Here is a 12855-nt window from a genome sequence, read left to right on the forward strand (position 1 = left end):
GTTATGTGTCGCCGATCATGCGTTCGCCACGGTCTGCGCGGGCGGCTCGCCGTCGGGCCTGCCGCCGCCGTCTCCGCGATCCGCACGCTCGCCGAAGAGCCCCGCCATCCAGCGGCCGATTTCCTCGGCGTTCGTCTCGCCGGTCAAACGCGCGGGCGAAAGGCGTCCGCCCGCGAGCACGGCAATGCGGTCGCAGATGTCGAAAAGCTCTTCCAGTTCTTCCGAGATCACGAGTATCGCCACACCGCGCGCCGAAAGATCGAGCAACTGCTGGCGAATGAATGCGGCCGCGCCGACGTCCACGCCCCAGGTGGGCTGCGCGACCACGAGCACCTTCGGCGCCTGGAGAATCTCGCGCCCCACGATGTACTTCTGCAAGTTGCCGCCCGAGAGGCTTTGCGCGAGCGCATCCGGGCCGCCGCAGCGCACATCGAACGCGCCGATGCAGCGCTCGGCGAACGCGCGCATCGCGCCCGTCCTGAGCCAACCCGAGCGCACCATGCCTTCGCGGTGTGCCGTGAGCAAGGCGTTTTCGGCAAGCGACATGGCCGGGACCGCGCCGCGCCCAAGGCGTTCCTCCGGCACGAAAGCGAAGCCGAGCTTTCGGCGCGCCCCAGCCGAAAGGCGTCCCGCGGCCTTGCCGCAAATCCTGACGGCGTCGGCGCTCACACCGTGGCGGGCCGCTTGCGCCTCGCCCGAGAGCGCGGCGAGCAGTTCCGCCTGGCCGTTGCCCGAGACGCCGGCGATACCGAGTATCTCGCCCGCATGCACGCCGAACGAAACGTCGTTGAGCGAGGTGCCGAACGGATCGTCGCTCGGCATCGACAGATGCCGTGCTTCGAGCAGCACGTCGCCGGGCGCGTGTGCGCGCCGCGTGTAGTCGGGCAGTTCGCGCCCGACCATCAGCCGCGCGAGCGACGCATGCGTTTCTTCGCGCGGAATGACGCGGCCCGTGACCTTGCCGCCGCGCAGCACGGTGGCCGTGTCGCAAAGCTCCTGGATTTCGTCGAGCTTGTGGCTGATATAGAGAATGCTGCAGCCTTCGGAAGCGAGACGCCGCAGCGTGCCGAACAGCTTGCGCACCGCTTGCGGCGTGAGCACCGAAGTCGGTTCGTCCATGATCAACAGACGCGGATTCTGCAGCAGGCAGCGCACGATCTCCACGCGCTGACGCTCGCCCACCGTGAGGCTATGCACGTGGCGCTGCGGATCGACATCGAGGCCGTATTGCGCCGACACCTCGCGAATGCGTTTGCCGAGCGTTTTCAGGTCGAACGGTTCGTCGAGCGAGAGCGCGATGTTCTCGCCGACGGTAAGCGTTTCGAACAACGAAAAATGCTGGAACACCATGCCGATGCCAAGTTTGCGCGCCCCAGCCGGACTCGCGATTTCGACGGCCTGGCCTTCCCAGCGGATCTCGCCCGCGTCGGGCCGCACCGCGCCGTAGACGATCTTCATGAGCGTGCTCTTGCCCGCGCCGTTCTCGCCGAGCAAGGCGTGGATTTCGCCCGGCGCGACCGAGAGCGTGACATCGTCGTTCGCGCGCACCGCCGGGTACTGCTTCGTGATGCCGGCAAGCGCGAGGCGCGGCACATCGCTGCCGTGTTGCCCAAGCGTTGCCTGACGAGAAGAAGAATCACCCATGGAGGTTCCGCCGTTGTACGTAATTGCTGTTCGTTAACCCGATTGACGCTGGCCGCCGTGCGGGGGTGACGATACCTGTTAGCCCTGCGAAGGTCGAGCCGTCAAAATTCGCTGTTGCCTCGCTGCATGAGGCTGGCCGGCATAACCCCGGCGCGAGCCTCGGGGTAAGCCTCGCTTGACGCCACTTTTTGTCCATATTAAAAACGATATACCCCCAAGCCTCATCGATCAGCCAGAACATATAATTCGGAGAATTCATGAGTCAGCAACGCGAGGCGATCGACACGTACCTCTTGCGCGTCTTGCACACGCTTCTGATGGAGCGCAGCGTGACACGCGCAGCCGTCAAGCTCAATCAGTCCCAGCCCGCAATCAGCGCGGCGCTTCGGCGCCTGCGCGACATCACCGGCGACCCGCTGCTCGTGCGCGGCAAGTCCGGCATGGTGCCGACCGAGTACGGCCTGCGCCTGCTCGAGCCCGTGCAGAACGCACTGCGCGAGATCGAGCGCATCCGCTTCCAGCAGCACAATTTCGATCCGGCCACCTCTATCCGTTGCTATCGGATTGGCTGTCCTGACTATTTGAACGTCCTGTTCGTGCCGACCGTGGTCGAGCGCTTCCGTCTGGCCGCGCCCAACGCCACGCTCGAGTTTCACTCGCTCGGGCCTGCGTTCGACTACGAGCTCGCGCTCGAGGAAGGCAAGCTCGATATCGTCATCGGCAACTGGCCCGAGCCGCCCGAACAACTGCACCTGTCGAACCTGTTCGTCGACCAGATCGTCTGCCTGATGAGCAACTCGCACCCGTTCGCCAAGCGCGGCGGGCTCACGCTCGACCAGTATCTGAACGCGCCGCATCTCGCGCCCACGCCCTACTCCGTGGGCCAGCGCGGCGCCATCGACGTGCACCTCGCGCGCGAGCGCCTCAAGCGCCACGTGGTCGTCACGCTGCCGTACTTCAATCTCGCGCCCTACGTGCTCGTGAAGTCGGACCTGGTCTTCACGACCACGCGCCTGTTCGCCGACCACTATGCGCGCTTCCTGCCGCTCACGGTCGTACCCGCGCCGCTCGACTTCCCGCCGATGCAGTACTACCAGTTGTGGCACGAACGCTGTCATTACTCGGACGAAGTACGCTGGTTACGCAGCCTCATCGCCGAAGCGACGAAGACGCTGATCGACAAGCCTTGAGCAGCACGGCCGCACGATGCTGCGGCCGCCTGACCTTTCAGTACGTCCATGCGTGGCGCGCTTGCCTCAGCGCGCCATCTGCACGAGTTGCGCCGCGAGCCGGTTATGCCGCTCGATGACCGGCCCAAGCTCCACCGTCTGCAACACGCCGTCCTTCACGACCACGCGCCCGCCGATCACGCTCAGCGCGACCTGCGAGGGTGCGCAGAAGACGAGCGCAGCAACAGGATCGTGCAGCGCACCCGCGAAAAGCGGCTGGCGCAGGTCGAACGCCACGAAGTCCGCCGCCATGCCGGGTGCAAGCGCGCCGATGTCGTCGCGGCCCAGCACCTGCGCGCCGCCCAGCGTCGCGATTTCGAGCGCTTCGCGCGCGGTCATGGCATCCGGCCCGAAGCCCACGCGCGCGAGCAGCATGGCCTGCCGCGCCTCGGCCACCATCTGCGCGCCGTCGTTCGACGCCGAACCATCCACGCCGAGCCCGACCGGTACGCCGGCGAGCCGCATCTTCTTCACGGGAGCGATGCCGGAGGCGAGCCGCATGTTCGAGCACGGGCAATGCGCGACGCCGGTGCCGGTCCGGCCGAACAAACCGATGCCATGATCGTCGAGCTGTACGCAGTGCGCATGCCAGACGTCGCGGCCCACCCAGCCCAGGTCCTCCGCATATTCGGCGGGCGTCATACCGAACTTTTCGCGGCTGTAAGCAATGTCGTTGGCGTTCTCGGCGAGATGCGTGTGCATCGACACGCCGTAGTGCCGTGCGAGCACCGCCGATTCGCGCATCAGGTCGCGGCTCACCGAAAACGGCGAGCACGGCGCCACGACGACGCGCAGCATCGCGTACCGGCCCTCGTCGTGATACGTCTCGATGAGGCGCTGCGTGTCGGCGAGAATCGCGTCCTCGCGCTCGACCACGGAATCGGGCGGCAAGCCTCCGTACTTCTGGCCGACGCTCATGCTGCCGCGACTTGCATGAAAGCGCATGCCGATGCGCTGCGCCGCGCGGATGCTGTCGTCGAGGCTGCTGCCGTTCGGATAGATGTACAGATGATCGCTGGACGTCGTGCAGCCCGAGAGCAGCAGCTCCGCCATCGCGGTGAGCGTGGAGACCTCGATCATCTCGGGCGTGAGGTTCGCCCATACCTTGTAGAGGCTGGTGAGCCAGCCGAACAGTTCGGCGTCCTGCGCGGCGGGCACGGCGCGCGTGAGGCTCTGGTACATGTGGTGGTGTGTGTTGACGAGCCCCGGCGCCACGAGGTGGCCGCTGGCGTCGATCACCTCGTCGGCCGTGGCGGGCAGGTCGGCCGTCGGGCCGACCGCGACGATGCGGTTGCCTTCGACGTAGAGCCCGCCGCCGCGAATCTCGCGACGCGCGCCGTCCATCGTCACCAGCATGTCGGCGTTTTTCACCAGCAATGTCTTGCCGGGCTTTTGCGGGTCTTGCGGTTTTGCCGCTGTGCGAGAGTGGGTTCCATCGTCCTTGTTCGCTCCGTTGTCGTGCCGCCACGAGCCCTGGCTTTTCGTTCGGACTCGCGCACGGCACGTGAACCAGACGCCCTCGCCTCACCCGCCGACCTCGCCGGTCGCCCAGGCGCCCGGTGCCGACGCGTCCCGACGAGGACGCCGCTGGCCCGGTTACCCGGCGTCCACCGCCGTCTTCGGGACGCGCAGCACGCGCTGCGCATGGCCTATACGATCCGCAACCAAAATAGTCGTGGCAATTCGCGCCGCTGCGATACCCAAATTTACGCCACGCATATAAAGGTCGATTTTTGGCGTCGCTACGATGCTAACAAGGGACGCGCGAATCCGGGGCGCAATGAGCGACAGCATCCAGGCAGTCCCAGGGCTCACCCTCATGCGTGTCGCTTTATCTTTCCTATCGCGCGCGCGCGCCGGGTGCGATCGTTCTTAAAATGCGTTCACGGCGCTCGCTTCGATCCGCCGACGGGTATGTAGCCACTGATGTGGAGCCTCGATCCGCCGCAATGCATCATGCATGGGATCGAGAGCTGCCGCTGAAACCTCGCAATCGCACCAGGCACTCACAAGGAAAACTGCGAATGGGCAAGCTGACTACCCACGTGCTCGACACCGCGAACGGCCGTCCCGGCGCGGGCATCAAGGTCGAGCTCTTTGCGCTCTCGGGCGACGCGCGCCGCGCGCTCAAGACCGTGACCACCAATGACGACGGCCGCTGCGACGCGCCGCTGCTCGAGGGCGTTGCGCTCACCAAAGGCGAATACGAACTCGTGTTCCACGCCGGCGACTATTTCGCCGCTCTCGGCACGAAAGTGCCCGAGCCGCGCTTCGTCGACCGCGTGGTGCTGCGCTTCGGCATCGCCGACGCGGGCTCGCACTACCACGTGCCGCTACTCGTTTCGCCGTGGTCGTACAGCACCTATCGGGGCAGCTGAGCATCAATTGGGCGGCCACCGCAACACGAACTCGTAGGGCATTCCGGGCGATCTTCCAGCCCGACTCATCAAGCCCGAGGACATACAAAAAACAATGGCAGCGCGGCAGCGCGCATGGGTCACTCTGCGGCCCCAACGCTACGCGGCGCGCTCATACCCCGCAGTTAGCACGTGCGTTCAGACGCGCGCGCAATGCATCAGGACTGGAGACGTTTCATGGAAGGCTTTATTACCGATTGGCTGAACCTCGCACTGCGCTGGTTCCACGTCATCGCGGCGATCGCCTGGATTGGCGAGTCGTTCTATTTCGTCGCGCTCGACAACAGCCTCAAACCGCCCACGGACCCGAACCAGCGTCGTCGCGGCGTGTTCGGCGAGCTGTGGCACGTGCACGGCGGCGGCTTCTACAACATGCAGAAGTACACCGTGGCGCCGCCCGAAATGCCCGATGACCTTCACTGGTCGAAGTGGCCGTCGTACACCACGTGGCTCTCGGGCGCGTCGCTCTTCACGGTGCTGTATCTCATGGCGCCGAACACGTATCTGATCGACAAGAACGTGCTCGACATGGGTCCTGTCGTCGCGATCTTCTCCGCGCTCGGCTTCCTCGCCGCCGGCTGGATCGTCTATGACTCGCTGTGCCGCGTGCTTGGCACAAAGGACAAGCTGCTGGGCGTATGCGTAGGCCTCTATGTCGTGATCGCCGCCTACCTCGCCTGCCACATCTTCTCGGGCCGTGCCGCGTACCTCATCATGGGCGCGATGCTAGCGACGATCATGTCGGCCAACGTGTTCTTCGTCATCATTCCGGGCCAGCGCAAGATGGTTGCCGCGATGCTCAAGGGCGAAGTGCCGAACCCGATCTACGGCAAGCGCGGCAAGCAGCGCTCGGTGCACAACACGTATTTCACGCTGCCCGTGGTGTTCGCGATGCTGTCGAACCACTACGCCATGACCTACGCCCACGCCTATAACTGGGCCGTGCTCGTGGTGATCATGCTGGCCGGCGCACTGATTCGCCAGTTCTTCGTGATGCGTCACCGTGGCCAGCAGCTCTGGTATCTGCCGATCGGCGGCGTGGCCCTGATGTTCGTCGCGCTGGTGTGGACGCTGCCGCGCCCGGTCGTGCCTCAGGCCGAAGCCGCGAACGCACCGTCGCTGAAGGTTTCCGACATTCAGCCTATCCTGCAGCAACGTTGTGCGGCCTGTCACTCGGCGCACCCGACGTTGATGGGCGCAGCGCCGGCCGGCGTGATGCTCGATACGCCCGACGAGATTTCGCAGAACGCGCAGCGGCTCTATCAGCAGGCCGTGACGCTCAAGGCGATGCCGCTTGGCAACGTCACTCACATGACCGACGACGAGCGGCAGAAGATCGCCACCTGGTTCCAGGGCGGTGCGAAGCAATGATGTAGTTGGCAGCGCGAGTGGTTTGCCTCGCGCTACGTGAGATGTGACTGGAAGGACCCGAGGCGCGACGCGCTTCGGGTCCTTTTGCCTTTGGTACGGTCGTTGCTGAGGGGGTTGCGCGTTGGGCTGCGAACCATTCGGGCTGGCGACGGCAGGCGCATCACGCAGTCGGGCGCCGCTGAGCAAACAGAGCGCGTATGCCAACGACCCTCGCCACCTGATCCAATCGACGTATTGAAGCGTCGCACACAGCCATGCATGACTCGCCACGTTTCACCGCGCCTTCATCCGCAAAACGCAAAAAAGCCACGTCTCGGACGTGGCTTTCTCCTGCTGATACGGACTGCCTGGTAATTCCGCGAATTAGCGCATCGCCGCCTTCATCGCTTCTTCCGTCAACCAGAACGACTCAGGCAGATCCTGCTCGTTGAGATTGAGCCCGTCTCCACCGCGGTCGACGACGATGAAATCGCTCACCTCGCCCAACGCAATCAGCGGGTGATGCCAAACGCCCTTCGCATAATTCACGCCCTGCCAGCCGCGCGAAACGAACGCGCGAACCCGGGTGACATCCAGATCGCCCGCCGGTGCGACCACCACGAGATACGGCTTGTCGTTGAGCGGCACGAATGCCTGACTGCCCAGCGGATGCCGTTCGAGCATCTTCACTTCGAACGGCAGCTCGCGCGGCTGCCCGCGAAAGAGATTCACGAGCGTGCGGCCGCCCTCGTCAGTCACATCCACTTTCGCGAGATCGTGAAAGCGGATGGTCGTCCCTAGATTGATCGGAATCTGCTTCGCACCCGCGAGTTCGATCACGTCGCCGAAGGGCGCGAACGCCTCGGGCGTGAGCGGCTCGATAGTCAGCGTCGTCCTTGTTTCACTCATGATGGCCCCATCAGCGTATCAGGCGAGCGTGCCCCAGAGGCGTACACGCGACACGCCGCCGTCCGGGATGATGTTGAAGCGCACGTGCGTAACCGGACCGAGCGCCGCCAGTTCGCTTTCGTAGTAGTGCTGCTTGTCCATCTGCAGCTTCTGCTCGCCGAGCAGCACCGGCCAGAACATGGCCTGGGTCACGAGCGAGCTGTCCGTGCCGCCCACCACGCGCGCGGCCTGGAACGAGCAGCCATCGGGATAGTTGCCCTTGAAGTGCGCCGTATCGACTTCGATCTTCCTGATGATGCCCGGCTGTGCGAGCGCAATGATCGCCCAGTCGTTGCCCGGCTCCCGGCGGCGGCGCGTTTCCCAGCCGTCGCCCATGTTCACGCCGCGGCCCGGCATGAGCAGCGTGGAGGCCATGCCAAAGTGCTGGTTGTTCGCGCTAACGAGGTACGCACCGTTTTCCATCGCGGCCAGGTCGAACAGTTCGGTACGGCTCGCGCCCGCCCAGTCCACCTGCGGCTGGCCGTACACGCGCAGACGCGCGATGCCGCCATCGGGATAGATATTCACGCGCAGGTGCGTGTACGGCTTGTCGCTCGACACTTCCACGTAATGGTGGCTATTGCCGTTCAACGAGGTCGAAGGAACGATCTCCGTCCATTGTGTCGTGGCCGTGGGTGCGCCATCGGCCACGTACGCGCCCTCCACCGATGCCGCCGGCGGGTAGTTACCCGTGAAGTGGCTCGTGTCGATATCGAGGCCCTTGATGACGCCGGGGCGTGCGAGCTTCACGATGCACCAGTCATAGCCGGTCGTGCGCTTGCGGCGCGTTTCCCAGCCGTCCATCCACTTGCCGTGTTCGTCGTACTTGCCCGGAATAAAGACGGCCGGCTCCGGATTGAGCATGCGATCCTTCGGCGCGAAGAAGTCGTCGCTCGCCTCGAGCGTCTGCGCGCCCAGGCGCGGGTCCGCGAGATTCACGAAGCGGCGCGTGAAATCGGGGGCGTTGGGGTCGAGAGTCGGGAGTGCCATCGTTGTCTTCCTTCGTGTCTTTTCTGTAGATCAAAACGGCGCTGCACCCCTTCCGCGAGAAGCCGGGGGGCGCGTCGCCACGTTACGCGTCGATCAGTTCGTCCAGCCTGAAGCGCGCAATGCGGTAAATCTGGTCGAGGCTCGCGCGCATTTCATCGGCGCGGCTGTTGTTCACGCGCGCCTCGAAGTTCGCGATGATGCCGTGGCGGTCATAGCCGCGCACCGCAAGGATGAATGGGAATCCGAACTTCTCGCGATACGCGCCGTTGAGCGCCAGCAGCTTGTCGAACTCTTCCTGCGTGCACTGGTTCAGACCCGCGCCGCTTTGCTCGCGCGTGGATTCGGCGGTCAGCTCGCCACGCACGGCGGCCTTGCCCGCAAGTTCCGGGTGGGCGTTGATGAGCGCGAGCTGCTGCGTCTCGCCGGAGGTTTCCACGGCCTGCGACATGGCGCGATGCAGCGCGTCGATGCTCGCAAACGGGCGTTGCTGCGCGGCCGCAGCGGCGACCCAGGGCGAGTGCTCGAAGATGCCCGAAAGTGCCGCCACGAAGGCGTCGACCGAGGCTTGATTCAGCTGTTCGAGGGTGTAGTGCATTGCCTTCATGCGGCGGCCCCGCGGTGGTCGTTCTGCTGCGGTTGATAGGGATGATGCTCGCGCCAGTGGCGCGCGATGTCCACGCGGCGCGTGACCCACACGCGCTCGTGTTTCTCGATGTGATCGAGAAAGCGCTGCAGCGCGCGAAAACGCCCGGGGCGCCCGAGCAGCCGGCAGTGCATGCCGATCGAGAGCATCTTCGGCGCTTCGTCGCCTTCTTCGTAGAGCACGTCGAATGCGTCGCGCAAATAGGTGAAGAAGTGGTCCGCCGTGTTGAAGCCCTGGGGCGACGCGAAGCGCATGTCGTTGGTATCGAGCGTGTAAGGCACGATCAGTTGCGGCACCGACGTGCCGCCCGTGACCTCCACGTCCATCCAGAACGGCAGGTCGTCGCCGTAGTAATCGGAGTCGTAGAGGAAGCCGCCATACTCGGCCACGAGGCGATGCGTGTTCGGGCTGTCGCGTCCCGTGTACCAGCCGAGCGGGCGCACGCCCGTCACGCGCTCGATCGCTTCCATGCCGAGCTTCATATGCTCGGCTTCCTTGGCGGGCGAGACGTCCTGGTAGTGAATCCAGCGATACCCATGGCACGCGATCTCGTGGCCCAACTCGACGAACGCACGCGCGACTTCGGGATGACGCTCGATCGCCATGCCCACACCGAACACGGTGAGCGGCAGGCCGCGCTTTTCGAATTCGCGCAGGATGCGCCACACGCCCGCGCGCGAGCCATATTCGTAGATCGACTCCATGCTCATATGGCGCGCGGGATAGGCCGCGGCGCCCACGATTTCGGAGAGGAACTGCTCGGAGCCGGGGTCGCCGTGCAGCACGCAGTTTTCGCCGCCCTCTTCGTAGTTGAGCACGAACTGCACCGCGACGCGCGCCTGGCCGGGCCAGTTGGCCTGCACCGGATACCGGCCATAACCGATCAGATCGCGGGGATATTGGGGATCGAGTGGCATGCTGGTCGAATCAATCGAATAGAGAGAATGAAACGCAATATCCGCACAACGGCGAGGCACCGCGAAACGGCCGCTGGCGCTGCATTGCAGGGCCTCGCGGACGGTCCGCGCAACCTGCTCACAGGACCGGACCAGTGTAGCGAAATCACCTGTACGCGCCCATACGCACGCTCAGATAGTACGGGTCAAGCGAGGTGTATGTGGCCGCCCGATACGACGTGATCCGGGTTGCCACCTCCGCTTGCGCGCGCTGCGCGTTTACCCGTAACGCAGCGGCCGCACGGGCGGCGGCGTTTCCGTGGCCGGGGCGGGGTTGGCCGGGCTGAAACGCGCGAAGTCGCCGTCGTAGCGCTTGGCGAGCGGGCGCGCGAAGTCGCCGCGCTTGGCGGTCGTGAGGCGCAGTGCGACGAGCGCCTCGACCCACTTCACGGCGGCCGTCACGCCGTCGACCACCGGCACGCCGAGCGCGTCTTCCACCTGCGCGCACAGGCTCGTCATGCCCGCGCAACCGAGCACGATCGCGTCCGCACCGTCTTCTTCGAGCGCACGGCGGCACTCGTCGACGATCGCGCGGCGCGCGGCCGACCCCGGTTCATCGAGTTCGAGCACAGCCACGTCGATCGCGCGCACGTTGCGGCAAAAACGCGTCATTCCGTAACGCTCGGCGAGATGCCAGGCCATGGCGCGCGTGCGTGAGAGCGTCGTCACGACCGAGAAGCCCGGCGCGAGCACGCTCGCCGCATGCATCGCGGCTTCCGCGATGCCCACGACAGGCCCGCGCGCCAACTCGCGCGCCGCGTACAAGCCCGGGTCGCCAAAGCACGCGATCACGTAGCCGTCGAAGCCTTCGCGCTCGCCCGCCTCCACTTCGGCAAGCAGGCCAGGGGTGGCGAGCGCCTCGTCGTAATAGCCTTCGATCGACGGCGGGCCCATCGTCGGGCTCACCGCCACCACCTCCGTGCCCGGTGCGATCACGGCGCGCGCGCACTGCTCCATCGCGGCGGTCATACGCTGCGTAGTGTTCGGATTGATCAGTTTGATGCGCATTTCGATTCCTTCGTCGATGCCTGGTTTTACGCGCAGCTCATGCGTTCGCGCGAGCACGTTCGCCCATCGTGAGCGCACGGTAGAACAACGCGCCGAGTGCGGCACCGATGAACCACGAGAAGTTCGCCGCGCCGCCGAGCGAAGGCACCATCACGCAGAGAATCGCGATCACGGCGGCGGGCAGCAAGGCCGACACCGCGCGCCAGTTCACGCCGTTGCGATACCAGTACGCCCCGTTCGGCGACACCGTGTAGAGATCATCCACGGCAAGACGACCGCGCTTCACGAGATAAAAGTCGACGATGAGGACACCATACAAAGGCCCGATAAAGGCGCCGAGTATGTCGAGCGTGTAGTGAATCACGGCCGGGTTGTTGAAGAGATTCCACGGCGTGATGAAGATCGAGGCCACGGCGGCGAGCATGCCACCCGCACGCCAGCTGATGAGCCGCGGCGCGACGTTGGAAAAATCGAACGCGGGCGAAACGAAGTTCGCGACGATGTTGATGCCGATAGTCGCGATCGTGAACGTGAGCGCGCCGAGAATCACCGCGGTGGGATGATCGATGCGGCCGACCGTTTCGACGGGATCGGTAATCAGTTCTCCGAACACAGGCAGCGTTGCCGACGTCGTGATGACCGTGACGAGAGAGAAGGCGAGGAAGTTGACCGGCAGCCCCCAGAAGTTGCCCTTATGCACGCTCTTGAGCGACTTGCCGTAGCGCGAGAAGTCGCCGAAATTGAGCATCGGCCCCGAGAAATACGACACCACGAGCGAGATCGCCGTGATCATCACGGGAATCACTTCGGTACCGTGATACTTCACGCCGCCGAGATTCAAACCGATGTTGTGCCAACCCGCGCGATACACCATGTAGCCCGCGAGCGCGAACATCACGACATAAACAGCCGGCCCCGCGAAGTCGATGAACTTCTTGATGGTCTCCATGCCGTTCCAGAACACGAGGGCCTGCAGCACCCAGAGCGTCATGAAACCGGCCCAGCCGACCGCGGAAAGCCCGAGCAAGCCGTGCTTGTGCACGTCGGCATAAGGCATGAGTTGCGGAACGAACTTGAGCACGACGATCACGAGCGCGCTCGAAGCGAGATAGGTCTGGATGCCGTACCACGCCACGGCGATGAGGCCGCGAATCACGGCGGGAACGTTGGCGCCGAGTACGCCGAAGGTGCCGCGACACGCCACCGGATACGGCACGCCGTGACGCTGGCTCGGCCGCGCGATCAGATTGCAGAGCACATTGACGATGGAGATGCCGACGATCAGCGCGACGAGCACTTGCCAGCTCGTGAGGCCGAGCGCGAAGAGGCTCCCCGCGAACACATAGCCGCCGACGCTATGCACGTCGGACATCCAGAACGCGAAGATGTTGTACGCGCCCCAGGTCTGCTCCTTGAGGGGAGCCAGGTCGTGGTTGTAGAGCCGCTCGCTGTAGCCGGCCGGCAAGCGCAGATTGTCTGCGGACTCGCTGCTTTCGCCAGATTCGAAGTTGGGCACTGCCGGACTGCCAGGTGACGCGCTGAACTGAGCCATGATCCGCTCCTTGGATGGATATGCCGACGGAAAAAAGACGCCTGAACGCCTCGAAACGCGTGCGCACCGCCGCTGGACGCGGCCGCCGCGATATCCCCGAATGGTCTGGCCTTCGCGG

Annotated in this window: 12 protein-coding genes; 3 read left to right on the plus strand and 9 right to left on the minus strand. The window is 64.8% G+C overall.

The features are described from left to right. Window positions 1–15: 15 nt before the first annotated feature. Window positions 16–1644 carry an ABC transporter ATP-binding protein gene (locus AB4Y43_RS12445; protein WP_368727916.1) on the minus strand — a complete coding sequence of 543 codons (1629 nt, stop codon included), beginning with the start codon at window positions 1642–1644 and terminating at the stop codon, window positions 16–18. Window positions 1645–1901: 257 nt separating this feature from the next. Here AB4Y43_RS12445 and AB4Y43_RS12450 point away from each other — a divergent pair, with 257 nt between their 5' ends. Next, a complete protein-coding gene (locus AB4Y43_RS12450; protein WP_069265652.1) occupies window positions 1902–2834 on the plus strand; it encodes a LysR substrate-binding domain-containing protein in 933 nt (310 codons plus the stop codon). A gap of 66 nt (window positions 2835–2900) precedes the next feature. On the opposite strand, the gene AB4Y43_RS12455 is transcribed toward AB4Y43_RS12450, so the two are convergent. Both AB4Y43_RS12455 and AB4Y43_RS12460 read right to left on the minus strand, forming a co-directional pair. Further along, a complete protein-coding gene (locus AB4Y43_RS12455; RefSeq protein WP_368727917.1) occupies window positions 2901–4250 on the minus strand; it encodes an 8-oxoguanine deaminase in 1350 nt (449 codons plus the stop codon). A gap of 219 nt (window positions 4251–4469) precedes the next feature. Further along, a complete protein-coding gene (locus AB4Y43_RS12460; protein WP_368605407.1) occupies window positions 4470–4667 on the minus strand; it encodes a hypothetical protein in 198 nt (65 codons plus the stop codon). 230 nt (window positions 4668–4897) lie between these two features. Between AB4Y43_RS12460 and uraH the strand changes: the two genes are divergently transcribed. Both uraH and AB4Y43_RS12470 read left to right on the plus strand, forming a co-directional pair. Next, window positions 4898–5251: a hydroxyisourate hydrolase gene (uraH, locus tag AB4Y43_RS12465; protein WP_368605408.1), complete on the plus strand. Its 354-nt coding sequence runs from the start codon at window positions 4898–4900 to the stop codon at window positions 5249–5251. Window positions 5252–5467: 216 nt separating this feature from the next. Further along, a complete protein-coding gene (locus tag AB4Y43_RS12470) occupies window positions 5468–6661 on the plus strand; it encodes a urate hydroxylase PuuD (RefSeq protein ID WP_069265649.1) in 1194 nt (397 codons plus the stop codon). A gap of 363 nt (window positions 6662–7024) precedes the next feature. On the opposite strand, the gene AB4Y43_RS12475 is transcribed toward AB4Y43_RS12470, so the two are convergent. The 6 genes from AB4Y43_RS12475 to AB4Y43_RS12500 form a co-directional block, all read right to left on the minus strand. Next, the gene (locus AB4Y43_RS12475) at window positions 7025–7549 is read right to left on the minus strand and encodes an ureidoglycolate lyase (protein ID WP_069265648.1); all 525 of its coding nucleotides are present in this window, start codon (window positions 7547–7549) and stop codon (window positions 7025–7027) included. A gap of 18 nt (window positions 7550–7567) precedes the next feature. Then, on the minus strand, window positions 7568–8578 hold the full coding sequence (alc, locus tag AB4Y43_RS12480) for an allantoicase (RefSeq protein ID WP_368727918.1): 1011 nt from the start codon (window positions 8576–8578) through the stop codon (window positions 7568–7570). A gap of 82 nt (window positions 8579–8660) precedes the next feature. Continuing rightward, window positions 8661–9182: a 2-oxo-4-hydroxy-4-carboxy-5-ureidoimidazoline decarboxylase gene (uraD, locus tag AB4Y43_RS12485; RefSeq protein WP_342945816.1), complete on the minus strand. Its 522-nt coding sequence runs from the start codon at window positions 9180–9182 to the stop codon at window positions 8661–8663. Further along, a complete protein-coding gene (puuE, locus tag AB4Y43_RS12490; RefSeq protein ID WP_368605411.1) occupies window positions 9179–10138 on the minus strand; it encodes an allantoinase PuuE in 960 nt (319 codons plus the stop codon). The genes uraD and puuE overlap by 4 nt, the downstream gene beginning before the upstream one ends. A gap of 258 nt (window positions 10139–10396) precedes the next feature. After that, complete coding sequence (locus AB4Y43_RS12495; RefSeq protein ID WP_069265743.1) at window positions 10397–11185, minus strand: aspartate/glutamate racemase family protein; 789 nt, start codon at window positions 11183–11185, stop codon at window positions 10397–10399. A 37-nt stretch (window positions 11186–11222) separates the two neighbouring features. Continuing rightward, complete coding sequence (locus tag AB4Y43_RS12500; RefSeq protein ID WP_368727919.1) at window positions 11223–12737, minus strand: NCS1 family nucleobase:cation symporter-1; 1515 nt, start codon at window positions 12735–12737, stop codon at window positions 11223–11225. Window positions 12738–12855: the final 118 nt, after the last annotated feature.

The sequence above is a fragment of the Paraburkholderia sp. BR10872 genome (assembly GCF_040965835.1).
Lineage (GTDB): Bacteria > Pseudomonadota > Gammaproteobacteria > Burkholderiales > Burkholderiaceae > Paraburkholderia > Paraburkholderia nodosa_A.